The organism is Fodinicola feengrottensis (genome assembly GCF_010993775.1).
GTDB classification, from domain to species: domain Bacteria; phylum Actinomycetota; class Actinomycetes; order Mycobacteriales; family HKI-0501; genus Fodinicola; species Fodinicola feengrottensis.
In genome coordinates, this window is the sequence record NZ_WOTO01000014.1 from 68939 (window position 1) to 85094 (window position 16156).

General features: G+C 65.6%; 14 protein-coding genes and 3 pseudogenes. 10 read left to right on the forward strand and 7 right to left on the reverse strand.

The annotated features are described in order from the left end of the window. Window positions 1-13 precede the first annotated feature (13 nt). Window positions 14-993, reverse strand: a pseudogene (locus GNX96_RS63590) (NAD(P)H-quinone oxidoreductase). A 1361-nt stretch (window positions 994-2354) separates the two neighbouring features. Between GNX96_RS63590 and GNX96_RS15115 the strand changes: the two are divergent. The 5 genes from GNX96_RS15115 to GNX96_RS15135 all read left to right on the forward strand — a co-directional run bounded on the left by GNX96_RS15115 (window position 2355) and on the right by GNX96_RS15135 (window position 7108). After that, window positions 2355-3137, forward strand: a complete 783-nt coding sequence (locus tag GNX96_RS15115) for a diguanylate cyclase domain-containing protein (RefSeq protein ID WP_163568574.1) — start codon at window positions 2355-2357, stop codon at window positions 3135-3137. Beyond that, a complete protein-coding gene (locus tag GNX96_RS15120; protein WP_163568575.1) occupies window positions 3097-4338 on the forward strand; it encodes a putative bifunctional diguanylate cyclase/phosphodiesterase in 1242 nt (413 codons plus the stop codon). The genes GNX96_RS15115 and GNX96_RS15120 overlap by 41 nt, the downstream gene beginning before the upstream one ends. A gap of 17 nt (window positions 4339-4355) precedes the next feature. After that, the gene (locus GNX96_RS15125) at window positions 4356-5162 is read left to right on the forward strand and encodes a CPBP family intramembrane glutamic endopeptidase (protein WP_163568576.1); all 807 of its coding nucleotides are present in this window, start codon (window positions 4356-4358) and stop codon (window positions 5160-5162) included. Window positions 5163-5233: 71 nt separating this feature from the next. Then, window positions 5234-6061 (forward strand): SGNH/GDSL hydrolase family protein, encoded by an 828-nt coding sequence (locus tag GNX96_RS15130; protein ID WP_163568577.1) that lies wholly within the window; start codon window positions 5234-5236, stop codon window positions 6059-6061. A gap of 72 nt (window positions 6062-6133) precedes the next feature. Continuing rightward, on the forward strand, window positions 6134-7108 hold the full coding sequence (locus GNX96_RS15135) for an aldo/keto reductase (RefSeq protein ID WP_163568578.1): 975 nt from the start codon (window positions 6134-6136) through the stop codon (window positions 7106-7108). Between the two features lie 39 nt (window positions 7109-7147). On the opposite strand, the gene GNX96_RS15140 is transcribed toward GNX96_RS15135, so the two are convergent. Continuing rightward, entirely contained in the window at window positions 7148-7795 is a 648-nt protein-coding gene (locus GNX96_RS15140) for an MBL fold metallo-hydrolase (protein WP_279580407.1), read from the reverse strand. 199 nt (window positions 7796-7994) lie between these two features. On the opposite strand from GNX96_RS15140, the gene GNX96_RS15145 reads away from it, so the two are divergent. The 5 genes and pseudogenes from GNX96_RS15145 (at window position 7995) to GNX96_RS63600 (ending at window position 11821) form a co-directional block, all read left to right on the forward strand. Beyond that, complete coding sequence (locus GNX96_RS15145) at window positions 7995-8480, forward strand: MarR family winged helix-turn-helix transcriptional regulator (protein WP_163568579.1); 486 nt, start codon at window positions 7995-7997, stop codon at window positions 8478-8480. Window positions 8481-8623: 143 nt separating this feature from the next. Continuing rightward, a complete protein-coding gene (locus GNX96_RS52000) occupies window positions 8624-8788 on the forward strand; it encodes a DUF3311 domain-containing protein (RefSeq protein WP_390624017.1) in 165 nt (54 codons plus the stop codon). After that, on the forward strand, window positions 8785-9657 hold the full coding sequence (locus GNX96_RS52005) for a sodium:solute symporter family protein (RefSeq protein WP_279580409.1): 873 nt from the start codon (window positions 8785-8787) through the stop codon (window positions 9655-9657). Before GNX96_RS52000 ends, GNX96_RS52005 begins: the two co-directional genes overlap by 4 nt. A gap of 668 nt (window positions 9658-10325) precedes the next feature. Next, a pseudogene (locus tag GNX96_RS63595) lies at window positions 10326-11573 on the forward strand (amidohydrolase); the annotation flags it as partial. 65 nt (window positions 11574-11638) lie between these two features. Then, the gene (locus GNX96_RS63600; protein WP_163568581.1) at window positions 11639-11821 is read left to right on the forward strand and encodes an amidohydrolase family protein; all 183 of its coding nucleotides are present in this window, start codon (window positions 11639-11641) and stop codon (window positions 11819-11821) included. A 45-nt stretch (window positions 11822-11866) separates the two neighbouring features. Here the strand turns inward: GNX96_RS63600 and mgrA are convergent. From mgrA to GNX96_RS15185, 5 genes and pseudogenes are all read right to left on the reverse strand, one after another. Further along, window positions 11867-12905: pseudogene (gene mgrA / locus GNX96_RS15170) on the reverse strand (L-glyceraldehyde 3-phosphate reductase). A gap of 53 nt (window positions 12906-12958) precedes the next feature. Next, window positions 12959-13738, reverse strand: a complete 780-nt coding sequence (locus GNX96_RS15175) for an IclR family transcriptional regulator domain-containing protein (protein WP_163568582.1) — start codon at window positions 13736-13738, stop codon at window positions 12959-12961. Then, on the reverse strand, window positions 13731-14864 hold the full coding sequence (pcaDC, locus tag GNX96_RS15180; RefSeq protein WP_163568583.1) for a bifunctional 3-oxoadipate enol-lactonase/4-carboxymuconolactone decarboxylase PcaDC: 1134 nt from the start codon (window positions 14862-14864) through the stop codon (window positions 13731-13733). Before pcaDC ends, GNX96_RS15175 begins: the two co-directional genes overlap by 8 nt. Then, the gene (locus GNX96_RS52010; RefSeq protein WP_279580411.1) at window positions 14857-15105 is read right to left on the reverse strand and encodes a hypothetical protein; all 249 of its coding nucleotides are present in this window, start codon (window positions 15103-15105) and stop codon (window positions 14857-14859) included. The genes pcaDC and GNX96_RS52010 overlap by 8 nt, the downstream gene beginning before the upstream one ends. Further along, a complete protein-coding gene (locus GNX96_RS15185) occupies window positions 15105-16154 on the reverse strand; it encodes a lyase family protein (protein ID WP_279580412.1) in 1050 nt (349 codons plus the stop codon). The genes GNX96_RS52010 and GNX96_RS15185 overlap by 1 nt, the downstream gene beginning before the upstream one ends. Window positions 16155-16156 lie beyond the last annotated feature (2 nt).

Below are 16156 nucleotides of genomic sequence, written 5' to 3' on the forward strand. Positions count from 1 at the left end.
GACGGTATGGCCACTAGCGGACGAGCAGCACCTTGCCAATATGGTCGCTGGCCTCGACAACTCGGTGTGCTTCGGCGGCGTCCTGCATCGCGATCGCCCGGTCGATCACTGGCCGAACCCGGCCAGCCAGCCTCGATCAGCGGCCAGACGTGTTCGCGTACGTCCTCGACGATGATCGCCTTCTCGTCGATCGGCCGAGCGCGCAACGTCGTACCGGTAATACTTGCTCGCTTGACCAAAAGCAGGCCGAGATTGAGCTCGGCCTTGGCGCCGCCGAGCAGTCCGATGGTGACGATCCGGCCGCCGGTGGCCAGCACGTCGACATTGCCGGCAAGGTACTTCGCGCCGATGGTGTCGAGTACGACGTCGGCGCCGTGACCTTCGGTGTCTTGTTTGACGACTTGTACGAAGTCTTCATCGTTGTAATCAATCGCGCGCTCCGCACCGTAAAGCAGGCACTTCTCGTTTTTCTTCGCGCTCGCCGTGCAGAAGACGCGGACGCCGTACGCGCTCGCCAGCTGCAGCGCGAAAGTGCCGATGCCCGATCCGCCGCCGTGTACGAGCAAAATCTCGCCGGGGCTCAGATGTGCGGTCATGAACAGGTTTGCCCATACGGTGCAGGCAACTTCGGGCAATGCGGCAGCTTCTTCGAGGCTCACGCCGGCCGGGATCGGCAACAGTTGGCCGGCTGGCACCGTACCTTCTCGGCGTACCCGCCGCCGGCCAGCAGCGCGCAGACCTCGTCGCCGACCTTCCAGTCGGTGACTCCGTCGCCAAGCGCGGCGATCCGCCCGGAGCACTCCAGCCCTGGGTACGGCGCGGCGCGCCGGCCGGCGGGGGATAGAAGCCGAGCCGCTGCTGGATATCGGCACGGTTAACAGCGGACGCGACCACATCGACGATGACCTCGCCGGCGCCGGGCTGCGGGTCGTCCACTTCAGACCATCGCAACGTCTCCGGACCGCCGGGTTCGCGAATCTCGATCGCATACATATGCCGAGCCTACGGGATCCGTTGTACGCGCCCCGATCTGCCGCCGAAACGCTCGCACCCCGTCCGGTCGGGTAGGCGGTCAGCTGGCCGATTGGACGAGGACCCCTGGGGCGCTTGGGGGACTATCCATTGTGGACTCTGGGTGACTGGGCGCCAATCGCAGTGTGACAAGTGGCGATCACAGTCGCCTAAAGAATACTCTCCGCGCATTACCTGACGAGCCAAAACGCGCGACAATGGCGGGAGCTTTCGGTGATGCTGTTGACCATCGGTGCCATTCTGGACCACAACGATGTGAATAGCGGCCCGAAATCTCAGCGCTCGATGAGTCTTCATCGCGCCAGCGCGAGAGCGTGACGATCCGGCCGCTACGGCCGAAAGTCGTTCTATTAGGCCGATATCCGGCCGACGGCCGCCTCGATTGTCCGGCGATTGGTGTCACTGACTTATGAGAACGTAGGGTTCCCATTGTCGCGATCGGTTGTCGATGGCGAATTGCGATCCTGGGAGATTGAAGCAGGATCGTTCAATTCTGTCTCGTCTATTCTAGATGATGTGCCGCCATTCAATTTCGGATGCGTGGAGCTTTGAGGTTTTCTGAATGGTCGGTTTGGATCAAGCGGCCGGGATAGGGGGGGTGCGGGATGTCATTCACGACGACCTGGAACTGAAGCGGCTTGCTTGGTGTCTTCGAGCGGGGTTGACGAAGGAGGCGTGCAATGTCGTTCACGACGACCTGGAACTGAACAGATTCGCAACGTCAGCGACGTTGCTCTTCCCGCTAGCGGAATGGTCCTGCTAACTCCGGCTCACTTAGGGCAGTGGAGCAGCTACGCTAGGGGCATGGGTGAAGTGGCATTGGGTGATCGTGAATCGGTCTAACAGGACCGCGGGCTCCCAACTGACAGGACTCCACCTTGTGGTGGGGCTTACCGTCGTACTCGGGCTTGCGGTCAACGTCGCGGTGATCGCACTTGCTCGACCGTCGATGGAGTTCGGCGCACTGTGGCGATTTGGCCTTGTCGTCTTAGTGGCCTTCTGCGTCTGGCGTTGGTGGGTTCCGGTGCGGATCCGTAGCCACGAGCTTGTGTACCTCTGGAGCGACGTCGCCATCATGACGGCGATTGCCGTCGACTCTGGCCCACTACTTGTGACTGCGATCACTCTAGGTGCACTTCTGGCTCGGGCGACCGTGAGTCGTGAGTCGAGAGCCGATCAAAATTGTCTTTCAAGCTGGGCAAGCGGCGATCTCAGGCTTTGTCGGATGGATTGTCTTCCATACGTTGGTCGGAGGCCCGCTGCAGGTGGGGTCCATTCCGGACCTACTGGGTCTTCTCCTCGCCGGCCTAGCCCTTCAGGTAGTGAACGAGGCACTGACTACCGCAGCGTTGGTGTTCGCCCAGGGCCAGACCGTCTGGCAAGTGCTCGCCGGGTCGCGCGGTCGTGACCAAGTGGTGCTCGTGGCCAACCTGGCGGTCGGTGTCTTCATGGCGTCCCTGACCTCTTGGGCAGTGTGGACAGCGTTTCTGGTTCCCCTGGCCATCGGGGCCTTGAGATACGTCTATTCGTCGAGTGTTCGGCTTCAACAACACGAAGATGCTTTTAAGCGGCTGGAAGAAGTGACCAATGCGCTGAACCAGCTTGACGAAGCTGCCGTTCTGGAGGAGTTAGTCGCTGGCTCCGCTCGACTGTTTCGTGCCGAGGCGGTCGAAGTGGTGCTGGGGAACGGCACCGTGGTCTCTGGAACTGGTCGCGGCAACGAGCAACTAGCCGCAGCGGATGCGCTGCCCGTAATCGTCCATCGGCCGTTGCAGGCAGCGGGAGAGCATCTCGGCGAGATCAGGCTGAGGTTCGCGTCGCAGGTCACGCTGACGGACGCTGAACAGCGCACCTTCTCGACATTGGCCGCGATCGCGGGGGTATCGATAGCGAACGCGCGCCAGCACGAGCAGACGCGCCAAGACGCGATCCTCGATCCGCTGACCAATCTGCCGAACCGACGTGCCCTCATGGTCGCCATCAATCTGGCCCTCGCCGAGCACCCCGACACGGTCTCCCTCCTGCTGGTCGACCTCGACCGGTTCAAGGACGTCAACGACACCCTTGGCCACGCGGCCGGCGACCCTCCTGCAGGAGGTCAGTGAGCGCCTGACGTTGGCGGTGGCAGCCGACGGGCAGGTCTACCGACTGGGCGGTGACGAGTTCGCCATCCTCGTACCAGGTGTGACGCCTCGCCAGCTGGTGAGCATCGCGGACCGGATGGTTCAGCGGCTGGCCGTGCCCGTACGCCTCGACATCGGCATGGCGTCGCCCGTGGCAGTCACGGTTTTCGGCAGCATCGGCGTCGCCAAGGCGGTGGCCGCGCCGGCCGCCTCCATGCTCACCGGGCCTGGCGAGAAGGTCGACGCGACCGAGCTGCTGCGGCGCGCGGACGTGGCCATGTACAGGGCCAAGGGCGCCGGCGGCGGCATTGACCACTACGACCCGAACAGCGACCCGACGAGCCTGCAGCGGTTGCTGCTGGAGCCGGAGCTGCGCACCGCCCTCGAAGATCCCGAGCAGATCGTGGTCGAGTTCCAGCCCCAGCTGGACGCGACCACCGGCGCCCCGACTGGGGCGGAAGCGCTCGTACGCTGGCGTCACCCGGTTTACGGCGTCCTCAATGCGGACGTCGTCATCCCCGCGGTGGCCCGCGCCGGCCTCGACACACGTCTGACGATGACTGTCCTGGAGCGCGCGCTGCAGGCCCGAAACCACTGGCTCGACAAGTACGGCGTGGACGTACGAGTGGCGGTCAACCTGGCGCCGCGCAGTGTCCTGGACCGTACGTTGCCCGACCAGATCGCCCGCCACCTGCGCCATCACCGAACCACCGCGGACCGGCTGGTGCTGGAGCTGCCGGAGACCGTCGCGACCACCGACCTCGACGCGGTCGCGACGGTCCTTACGGCATTGCACAACCTGGGCGTACAGATCTCGCTCGACGACTTCGGCACCGGCGGTGCGCCGCTGACGATGCTGGCCCGGCTGCCGGTGGACGAGGTCAAGATCGACCGGTCCTTCATCACCGAGATGAACCGCAGCGCCACCTCGGAGGCGATCGTACGAGCGACCGTCGACCTGGCGCATTCGTTGCGGCTGCGTACGGTCGGCGTAGGGGTCGGCAACGCGACCCTGGACCGCTCGCTCCGGGAGCTCGGCTGTGACGCGGTGCAGGGTCACTTCTACTCCGGCCCGGTGGACGCGGACGCGGCCGGCGTGCTGCTCGCCGAGGCCAACAAGGCTGCCCAGCGCCGGCAGGCCGCCGATGTCGTACGCCTGGCTTCGGTCCGTCGCAGACGGTAGGCCTACGCTCGGATCCCATGATCGATGACCAGCCGCTCAGCCGGCGGCTGTTGGGCACCGAAGTCCTGTTGGTGTTGGGTGTTTCGTTGGGCGCCTCGGCGATCAACTCGATCCTGGACATCATTTCCCGGCTGACCGCGGTCAAGGCCCTGTCGCAGCAGCAGGCGACCCTGAACCAGTCGATCACGCCGGACCGCCCCTGGCTGGATCTCGCGTATCAGCTGGTCTCTATCGGCCTCGGCGTGGTGCCGGCGCTGCTGGCGATCTACCTGTTGGACCGTACGGACGCGCCGGCACTAAAGACGATCGGTCTTACCCGCGGTCGGGCGGGCTGGGATCTGGGCCAGGGCGCCGGGTTGGCCGCGCTTATCGGCATTCCCGGTCTCGGTCTCTACCTGGTCGCACGGGCGATCGGCGTCAATACGACGGTGGTGCCGGCGGCGCTGGGGCAGCACTGGTGGACGGTCCCGGTCCTGCTTCTCTCAGCAGGGCAGAATGCGGTGCTCGAAGAGGTAGTGGTGGTGGGCTATTTGCTCGTACGGCTGGAGCGAATGCGGGTTTCGTTGCCGCTGATGCTCGCCGCGAGCGCGATATTGCGCGGCACGTATCACCTTTATCAGGGCTTCGGCGGATTCGCCGGGAACCTGGTGATGGGACTGGTGTTTGCCCTTGTTTTCCTGCGTATTCGCCGAGTCGCGCCGCTGGTGGTCGCACACACGATCCTCGACACGGTGGCATTTGTCGGCTATGCGGCGCTTAAGCCGTATCTGTCGTGTTATCCTGACGCACAGTGGTCAGCCCGGGACCTGCAGACAACTCCGTGAGGTGCTGTTTCTGGCCTTCAGGCGGGCTGGTAAAACAGGCCCGATCCAGTAAGAGCGGTGGAGGTACGTGCGTGCAGACCCGGCAGTGGCGCAGTTTCGTTGCGCTGGGGGACAGTTTCACCGAGGGGCTCGACGATCCGCGCGACGGCGGTTACGCAGGGTGGGCTGATCGACTGGCCGAACAGCTCGCGATCCTGACGACCGATTTCCGCTACGCCAATCTCGCCATTCGCGGCAAGCGGCTGGACGACATCGTCACCGAGCAGGTCCCGGTGGCGGCCACCATGAAACCTGACCTGGTGGCCTTCGTCGGCGGCGGCAACGACGTACTGCGGGCGCGGGTGACCTTTTCCGAGCTGCACGCGAAGCTGGCTGGTGGCGTCAAAACCCTGATCGACGCCGGCGCGACCGTGCTGGTCTGCACTGGAACGACGTTCGCGCAGCGGCTTCCGCTGGCCAAGCTGGTGGCCAGCCGGTCGGATGGCATGAATGAGGTCATCCGGGCGGTGGCACACGAGTACGGCTGCATTCTGGTCGATCCGTGGGATGGCGAAGAGCAGGGCAACCAGCACTATTTCAGCGTCGACCGGCTGCACTTGTCGGCGGCTGGGCACCAGCGGGTGGCCGGTCAGGCGCTGGCCGCGTTGGGCCTGTCGTACGACCCGCAATGGCTCAAGCCGCTGCCAGCCGCCGACTGGCCCGGCTGGCTGGCGGCCCGTCGCTCCGACCTCGCCTGGGCGCGCCGGCACCTCGCGCCCTGGATGGGCCGGCGGCTGGCTGGGCGGTCGTCCGGTGACGACGTGACGGCCAAACGTCCTGAGCTCGCGCCCGTGCCGATGCCGGCGGCGCCGACGTGGCCGTCCCTGCCGATGCTGCTCACAGAACCGATTTTTTGTTGACCGAGCCGGAACCGCTGCCGGAGCCGGCCTCGGGCTGACGCGTACGAGCCGGATCGGCATAGGGTTGACCGTATGCGCTATCAAACCCTTGGGGATTCCGGGCTGATGGTTTCGGCTGTCGGGCTTGGCCTCAACAATGTCGGCTACCGCATCGATCGCGAGCAGACCAGGGCGGTGTTGGACACCGCTGCCGAGGTGGGCATCACGCTGCTGGACACCGCTGACAGCTACGGCTTCAGCGCTGGTCCGGGTGCGTCCGAGCGCATTGTCGGCGAGGTGCTGAAGGGCCGCCGCGACGATTTCGTGCTGGCGACCAAATTCGGCAGCAACATGAGCGGCCTCAACGGCAACGACTTCGGCGCCCGCGGCTCTCGCCGATATATTCGACGGGCGGTCGAAGGATCGCTGCAGCGGCTGCAAACCGACTACATCGACCTTTACCAGTATCACCGACCGGACAACATCACGCCGATCGCGGAAACCCTGGCCGCACTGCATGAATTGGTGCAGGAAGGCAAAATTCGTTACATCGGCTCGTCGAACTTCAGCGGCTGGCAGGTCGCCGACGCGGCTTGGACGGCGGAAACCTCCGGTCTCACCTCGTTCATTTCCGAGCAGTCGGAGTATTCGCTGGCCCGCCGCGAAATCGAGCGCGAAGTGGTGCCGGCGGCGGAGCGTTTCGGCGTCGACATCCTGCCGTATTTCCCGCTCGCCAGCGGGGTGCTGACGGGCAAGGTCGGGCGAGACCGCAAGGCGCCGAAGGGATCCAGGCTGGAGGGCAATTTCGCCGGTTGGCTCACCGACGAGGCGTTCGACCTGGTCGACGGCCTCGGCGCGTACGCGAAAGCGCGTGATCTTTCGTTGCTGGAGGTGGCTGTTGGCGGGCTCGCGGCACAGCCGGCGGTGGGCTCGGTGATCGCCGGCGCCACCAGCCCGGAGCAGGTCCGGCAGAACGCGGCCGCCGCGGACTGGGAGCCGACGCTGGAAGACCTCGCCGAGCTGGACAAGATCGCGCCGCCCGGAGTGAATATCCCGTTCTCTCGCTAGAGCAACGAAAAGGCCTCCGTTCGCGGAGGCCTTTTCGCTCTAGAACTGGTACGGCGTGCCGTCGTCGATGATTTTCAGGGTGGTCGTCTCGGGCTTGAGTTTTTCCAACATCTGGTAAGCCATCTGCGGTCGGGCGTAGACCGCCTCGTGGATCGGGATGGCCACCCGCGGCGCGACCTTTCGCAGGTAGTCGACGAAATCGGCGATCTTTCCCCACGGCGCCGTGCAAGGGCAGGCAAGAACCTCGATTTCCCGGTCCGGCACCGTCAATGCGTCGCCCGGGTGGAAAAGCCGTTCGCCGATCAGGTAGCCGACGTTGGGCACCTGCGCAATATCCGGGTGAATCACCGCGTGGTTGCGCCCGATCACCTCGACCGACAGCCCATTGATGTCGAATTTATCGCCATCGGTGACCACCACCACGTTGAAGCCATGCCCGCTGACCTGCGGCGCGCTACCCGCGTCCAGATAGAGCGCCGCGTCCGGGTTCGCCTTCAGCAGCGCCGCCGGCAGCCGCTCCAAATCGAGGTGGTCAGGATGCTGATGGGTGACCAGTACGCCGTCGAGGCCCTCGAGTTCCTCCCAGCCTGGCGAGAACACTCCCGGGTCCACGAGAATCTTCGCGTCGGCCTCTTCCACCAACAGACAAGAGTGGCCGAACTTGCGTACGCGCACCGGAACCTCCATACCTTGACCGATTCCGAAAAAACCGTACAGGCCTTCCGGAGTGCGCTCAACCCTAGTCTTCACGCCCGAGTCCGGCCGGCGGGGAGCGCACCATCTCACATGCATAAGGAGGAATGTCACAGTGTCTATTGCGCGAGTTCTTCGCGCCACAAACTCCGTTCTGGTGTCGTGGCCGGCCAATATCGGTCACCATGTGCCGATGGACACGCGTCTGCCCGCTCCCGCTGTGCCCGACCACAGCGCCGAGCTGGATGCCGAGGTGGCCGCCCGGCTGCGGCTCGCGATTGGCCGGCTGGCCCGTCGGATCCGGCTGGATACCGAGCCGGGGCTGCCGCCGTTGCAGCACGCCGCGCTGGCCACGATCGAGCTCTATGGTCCCCTCCGGCTGGGCGAGTTGGCGCAGCGTGAGGGTGTGACGGCGCCCACCATCAGTCGGGTGTTGGCGGCGTTGGAGGAGCGCAAGCTGGTGATCCGACGGCACGATCCGGGCGACGCCCGGTCGGTGTTGGTGGCGCTGACCGTGCAGGGCACCCAGGCGCTCGCGGCCGTACGGTCCGCACACACCGCGATGCTGGCCGCGCGGCTGCGCCGCCTCACCTCGGACCAGGTCCTCAGTCTCGGCGCCGCGTTGCCGATTCTGGAGTTGTTGATCGAGGATGATCCCGACCGGTCCCGCAGACCCTGACGCCCGCCCGCGGGCCCGCTGCCGGCGGCCGCGGGCCGTCGCTGGACTGGGAGGCCTGATGCGCCGACGCTCGCTGTTGTGGTTGCTGGTGCCCGTGGTGATGTTCGCGGTCGCGATTCCGTTCGCCAACCGGGATCACGCCGCTGGTCGCCGGGCTGCCGTTCCTGTTGTTCTGGACGCTGTTGTCGGTCATCGTGACGCCAGTGGCGATCTGGTTGGCCGCCCGCGGCGACCATCGCTACCGGGAAGACTCCGAGGAACCGGCGTTGCTTTTCGGTCGCCGCAAGGCTGACGAGGCGCAGAAGTGAACGCCGCCGTCGCTATTTTCGCGGTGGCGATGATCGCCACCATCGCGCTCGGGCTCTATAGCGCCCGCGGCCGAGGAAAGGGCCTCGACGAGTGGTCGGTGTCCAGTCGCGGCCTCGGCACCGTTTTCGTCTGGTTGCTGCTCGCTGGCGAGTCGTACACCAGCTATTCCTTTCTGGGCGCGGCGGGCTGGTCGTACAAGTACGGCGCACCGATCTTCTACCTCGTCGCCTATCTCGGTGTCGGCTATACCGTCGCCTATCTTGTCGGACCATTGTTGTGGACGTACGGACGAAAACACGGTCTGATCTCGATCGCGGACATCGCTGAGCACCGGTTTTCCAGTCGTACGGTCGGAGTCATCGTCGCCGTGGCGGCGACTGTCTTCCTGTTGCCTTATATCCAGCTGCAAATCCAGGGTTTGGGCGTGGTGGTGTCCACCATCTCTGGTGGCGATGTCAGTCTGCAGATCGCTTATGTGGTCGCGTTCCTGGTCGCCGAGGGTTTCGTGCTCGTGTCCGGTCTTCGCGGCTCGGCCTGGGTAAGTGTCCTGAAGGACGCCCTGGTGATCGCCGTTGTGGTCTTCATGGCGATCTACCTTCCAGTGCACTTCCTGGGTGGCTATGGAGAACTGCTGAGCCGGCTGGTGACTGAGAAACCGGAGTGGCTCACGCTGCCCGGTCACCAGTCGCCAGGCCTGGGTGTCGGCTGGTTCGTCAGTACGGTTGTGCTCAACGGTGTCACCTTCGCCATTTTCCCGAACGCCGTCTCCGGCTATCTCGGTGCGAAGAGTGCGAACAACCTGCGCCGGTCGGCGATGCTGCTGCGTGGTATTCGATCCTGCTGTTCGTCCCGATGGCGATCGGTCTGACAGCGCTTTTCGCCGTGCCTGGCTTGAAGAACGGTGACCTCGCGCTGTTCACGCTGGCATCCAGGGCGATGCCTGGTTGGCTGCTGGGCATTGTCGGGGTGGCCGGCGCTCTGTCGGCGATCGTGCCGATGAGCGTCTATATGCTGACTATTGGTTCGATGTGGGGAAAGAGCGTGCTGACGCGTACGGAAACCCCTGACGCCACCAAGAAACGGCGTTCGCAGCTCGTCACCCTGATCGCCGGGGTAATCGCGCTGGCCGGCAGTCTGCTGGTGCCTGAGGCGTTGGTACGGCTTTCGGTGCTGTCGTACGAAGGAATGGCCCAGCTCGCGCCGCTGGTGATCCTGGGCCTGTGGTGGCGGGACATGACCGCCCTCGGTGCGGTCGCCGGTTTGTTCAGCGGGACGGTGGTTGTGGTGGCCCTGGTCGGCACCGGCAACGACCCGGTTTTCGGGGATCAACGCGGGGATTGTCGGGCTGGTGATCAACCTGGCCGTCAATGTGGCCGTGTCGCTGGCGGACCGGCGGCCGGCGCTGACGGGAGCGAAGGCGTGAACGAGCTGACGCCGACGCTGGTCACCGCTTCGACGGTGATGACCGAGCCTGGTGCGTACGTGCAGGCGCTGGCGATCGCCGACGGCCGGGTCGTCGGGACTGGCCAGCTGGACATGTTGCGAAGTCGCTATCCGGCCGCCCAGGTGCTGGATTTTCCCGGCGCGGTCGTCGTTCCCGGCTTTCATGACGCCCACATCCACCTCGGGATGGCGGCCGACGACATGCTGCATCTGGACCTTTCGCCGGATGCCACCCCGAGTCTGAGTGCGTTGGTGGCCACGATTGGCACCGAGGCGGCGAAAACACCGCCGGGCGACTGGGTGCGCGGAAGTCGCTATGACGACGCGAAAATGCCGGAAGGTCGGGTGTTGGACCGGTGGGACCTGGATGAGGTGGCACCGGATCATCCGGTGTTGGTGGTGCAAGTGGCCGGCCACTGGGGAGTGCTGAATTCGGTCGGGCTTGCCTTGGCGGGCATTGTCGACGACAGCGAACCGCCGGCCGGCGGGGATTTCGGCCGGGATGGCACCGGGCGGGTTAACGGGATCCTTTACGAGCGAGCGCTTTTCGATGTGGCGTACGCGGCCTCGAGCCGGACCGGAACCACGGTGGTGCCGGCGAGCACCCAGGCGGACAAGCTGCTGGGCCTGCGCCGGGCGTTGGACCGCTGGCACGCGGCCGGTCTCACGTCGATCTGTGACGCCCTGTGCGGGCCGGACGAGGTCGCGCTTTTCGGCGCTGCCCGCGAAAGCGGGCTGCTCACCATGCGTACAGGCTTCATGCTGGGAGCCGAGCACTACGACCTGGTCCACCGCCTCGGCTTGAGGACCGGCTTCGGAGACGAACGGTTGCGTTTCGTTGGCATCAAAGCGTTCCTGGATGGCGCGATAGGCGGTCGTACCTGCCTGCTGCTCGACGATCCGGGCGAGCACATCCACGGCATCCAGGCGACTTCCACCAAGGATCTGACCGAAATCGTTCGTACGGTGCACGGTGACGGCAATCGGATCGGCGTCCACGCCAATGGTGACAAGGCTATTCGCATCGTGCTCGACGCGTACGAACAAGCGCAGGCAGCGGACCCGAAACCGGGGCTACGGCATCGGATCGAGCATTGCAGCGTCGTCGACGCCGATATTTTGGCCCGGATGCGGGCGCTCGGAGCGATGGCACTGCCCTTCGGCAGTTACGTCCACTACCACGGTGGAAAACTGCTCGAATGGTACGGCCCTGAGCGGGTCTCGTCGATGTTCGCCCACCGCTCTTTCCTGGATGCGGGGGTGACGGTCGCCGGGTCGTCCGACTATCCCTGCGGCCCGTACGAGCCGCTGCTCGGCATTCAGTCGATGGTGACCCGGCGCGGCTACGACGGCGTCGAAATCGGCCCGTCGCAACGAATTTCGGCGGCCACCGAGGCGCTCGCGATGTGTACACCACGAACGCGGCCGCCACGGTCGGCGACACCGATCCGACTGGCCGCCTCACTCCTGGCTCGTTGGCCGATTTCGTGGTCCTCGCCTCGGATCCACTGGCCACCGCGGCGGACGAGATAGCGGCCATTGCGGTTCTGGCCACCTACGTCGGCGGCTCACCGGTATTCGAAGCCTGACGTTTTTTCGCTCCAGACAGCGAAAACGTCAGGCCCGATGGAGGGTCAGCCTTGCGGTGTGTGCGCGAAGAGGTCGAGGCCGGTGGCTTTGGTGCAGTCGTCGATGGTGGCCAGCTCCGAGTCGGTGAAGGTGAGTTTCCGCACCGCGGCGACGCTGTCTTCGAGCTGCTCGACCGTACGTGCGCCGATGAGAGCGGACGTGACACGCGGGTCGCGCAGAATCCACGCCAACGCCATTTGCGCGAGCGTCTGGTCACGTTCGGCCGCCAGGTCGTTCAGCCCGCGCAGGCCCGCCACCCGGCTCGGTCAGCGCGGCCGCTGACAGCGCGTCCTTTTCCGCGTCCGAGGCCCGGGTGCCGGCCGGCACGCCGTCCAGGTATTTCGACGTGAGCAGGCCCTGCGACAGCGGCGAGAACGCGATGCAGCCGACCCCGAGCTCATCCAACGAGTCGAGCAGGTCGGTTTCCACCCAGCGGTTGAGAATCGAGTACGACGGCTGGTGGATCAGCAGTGGCACGCCCGCCTCCCGCAACAGCTGGGCCGCCTCCCGGGACCGCTGGCCGGTATAGGACGAGATGCCGACGTAGAGCGCCTTTCCCTGCTGAACAGCGGAAACCAGCGCGCCGACGGTCTCCTCCAGCGGCGTTTCAGGACTCATTCGGTGTGAATAGAAAATGTCCACGTAATCCAGCCCGAGCCGTTTCAGCGACTGGTCCAGGCTGGCCAGCAGGTATTTCCGCGAGCCGCCGTCACCGTACGGGCCGGGCCACATCTCGTAGCCGGCCTTGGACGAAATCACCAGCTCGTCCCGGTACGGCTTGAAATCGGTGGCGAGCAGGCGGCCCATGTTCTGTTCAGCGGAACCCGGCGGTGGCCCATAGTTGTTGGCCAGGTCGAAATGCGTGACGCCCAGATCGAAGGCGCGCCGGGTGACCGCGCGCTGCCGCTCGAATGGGTCGACTCCGCCGAAGTTGTACCAGAAACCCAGCGAAACAGCCGGCAGCACCAGCCCGCTGGCACCGCTCGGGCGATAGGGCATCCGGCCGTCGTACCGGCCGTCGTCAGCGAGATAGCCATTTGTCATGAGCCCATCTTCGTACACCGACCGTCGATCTGCTCTTCTGCGGCCGGACTTCGTCAGCGGGCCTGGGCGGTGGGCTGGCCGGCCCGCAGGTCCGACTCGATGCGGGCGGCGGTGGCCAGCAGGGCGGGCAGCAGCCGCGTGAGCATGTCGTCCAGTGGGACGCGGCTGGCATGCGCGGAGACGTTGACCGCGGCGATGACCTTGCCGGCCCGATCGTGGATGGGTGCGGCGATCGACCGCAGGCCCTCTTCCAGCTCCTGGTCGACCAACGCCCAGCCCTGCGTTCGGACCCGAATGAGTTCGGCCTGTAAGGCTGCCGGGCTGGTGATCGTACGGCCAGTCAACGGTCGCAGTCGGTCGGCCCAATCGTCGGTATCTGGTTTGCCGGCCAACAAAACGCGGCCCATGGAGGTCGCGTACGCCGGGAAGCGGGTGCCGACGCTGATCGCGACCGTCATGATCCGCGAGGTCGGAATGCGTGCCACGTAAACGACTTCGTCACCGTCCAGGACCGAAACCGACGACGACTCGCGGACCTCGGCGGCCAGCCTTTCCAGGTGTGGGGCCGCCACTTCGGGCAGGGTGAGCGCGGACAGGTACGAATAGCCGAGTTCCAACACCCTTGGTGTCAAAGAAAAAAGCCGGCCATCGAACCGTACGTATCCGAGGTCGACCAGCGTCAGCAGGAAACGCCGGGCCGCGGCTCGGGTCAGCTCGGTGGCCCTGGCCACATCGGACAACGTCAGTTGGACGTGGTCGGCGTCGAAGGCGCGGATCACCGCCAGCCCGCGTTCCAGCGACTGGACGAAATGTGCGCCGCGGGTGTCAGTCATCCATTTCTTCCAAGGTCTTCTTCGCAATCGCGAAGGCGGCGTTCGCGGCCGGCAGCCCCGCATAAATCGCGGTGTGGTGCAGGACTTCGGCGATCTCGGCCTTTGTCAGTCCATTGTGGATCGCACCGCGGACGTGCATCGCGATCTCGTTGTCGCAGTGCAGTGCGGTGAGGACCGCGAGCGTGACACAGCTACGGGTTTTCCGGTCGAGCCCGGGCCTGTTCCACACCTCGCCCCACGCGTATCGGGTCAGGAAATCCTGGAAATCAGCGGTAAAGTCGGTGGTGGCGGCCACCGTACGGTCGACGTGCGCGTCGCCCAGGACAGCGCGCCGGGTGATCATGCCTCGAAGGTGCGGATGGGTCGGGCCCGCTAGGTGCTCGATCAGCAGCCGGGTGATCGTCTCGGCCTGCTCCAGCACGGCGAGATGGGAGGCTTGGTCCAGCACCCAGAGGTTCGCGCCGGGAATCCGGGCGGCGATGTCCTGCCCGTGTTCGGGTGGTGCCGCCGGATCGTCGGCGCCGGCGATCACCAACGTGGGCGCGGTGATCAGCGGGAGCGAGTCTCGCTGGTCCATTGCCGCGATCGCCTCGCAGCAGCCCGCGTAGCCGGCACTGTCCACATTGGACAGTTCGATGCCGATGCGCTTCATCAGTTCAGGATCGCGCTGGTGGAATGCGGGCGTGAACCAGCGGCCCAGGCTGGCCTCGACCAGCGGGCCGGTGCCGTTCGCTCGTACGGCGGCGGCTCGGTCGTGCCAGCCCTGCGCTGGCGGCAAATATGCGGACGTACAGATCAGGGCGAGCCGGTCGACCCGTTCGGGCGCGTGGCTCGCGACCCACATCGACAGCATGCCGCCGAGCGAGACACCAGCCAGGTGCGCACGTTCGATGCCGAGCTTGTCCAACAACGCCAACAGGTTCCGGCCCAGATCGTCCACTGTGTACGGTCCGGCCGCCGCGGCGGATCCGTCGTGCCCAGGCAGGTCATAGCGGATCACCCGGAAATGCCTGCTCAGCTCCGGGAGTTGCCGGTGCCACAGATGTCTGGTGGTGCCCAGGGAATTCGACAGCACCAGCACCGGCGCGTCGGCTGGACCGTCCACAGTGGTCAGTTGGTCAGTCATCAGCTCTCCGATGGGCGGCGAGGGATCGATCTATAAAGGTCTGAGTGGAGCCGAGGTAATCCTCTGGGCGCAGCAATTTGTCGACTTGTTCCCCCGTTAAGGGAATCTTGTCGTCGGCAGTCAGCTCCGCGGCCAGCGACTGTCCACTATGGAGAGTCCGCTGGCAGGCGGCTGTGACGAGCTGATGTGCAACCTGTCGGCCAAGTTCCTCGGTCAACGCCGACGTGACCCGCTCGGCCATCAGCAGAGCCCGCCGGTGATGTCCACATTGGACCTCATTCGTTCCGAGTGGACGTTGAGGCCGGAGAGGCTGGTACGCAGCCAGAATGCGGCCGAGCCGGTCACCCGGAGCAGGTCGGTGAGCGGGCGCCACTGGGCATGCCAGTTGCCGGCGGCTCGCTCGTATTCCTGGGGCATCGTCGCCAACAGTGTGCTCGCCAGTCCAGGTGCCTGCGCGGCGCCAGCCAACGCGGCGATTGCGGCGATCGGATTTTGCTTGTGCGGCAAGGTCGAAGAACCGCCGCCGGCCGCTTCCGACACCTCACCAACCTCGGTCTGGGCCAGCAACGTGATGTCTTTCGCGATGGTGCCCACGGCACCTGCACCTGCCGCGGTGGCGGTCGCGCTCGCGAGGTCGGCGATCCGGGTCCGCTCGGTGTGCCACGGCAGCACCGGCTCGGCCAGCTCCAGCCGCCGAGCCATCGCCGCTGCCACCCGTACGCCGTCCTCTCCGAGTGACGCCAAGGTGCCCGCCGCCCCACCGAACTGGATGGCAAGCCGGGTTTTTCGCAGTCGTACCAACCCGTCGACAGCGGTGTCCAGGCCGTGCAGCCAGGTGGCCGCCAGCAGGCCAAAGGTGGTCGGCAGCGCTTGCTGCAGAAGCGTACGACCCGCCATCGTGGTGTGCTGGTGCTTTTGGGCAAGATCCGCGCACATGCTGGCGGCGGCGGACAGATCGTCAAGCAACGGAAGGAGGGCCCGCGAGGCGACCAACATGGAGGCGGTGTCCAGGATGTCCTGGCTGGTGGCGCCTCGGTGAACGTGCCGGTTCGCCGGCTCCGGCACGGCGTTGGTCAGCGCCTTGACCAGCGGTACGACCGGATTCCCGCTGCCGGTGGCCGCTCGGCCAAGCTCCCCGATGTCAAAGAGATCTGCCTTGCAACAAGCCGAAAAATCGCCGCCGCGCCGGCCGCACTGATCAGGCCCACGTCGGCCAGCGCGCCGGCCAGCGCCGCCTCGGCGTCGAGCATCGCGCCTGCAGCCAGCTGGCGTCGCTGACCGCAGCCGCAACG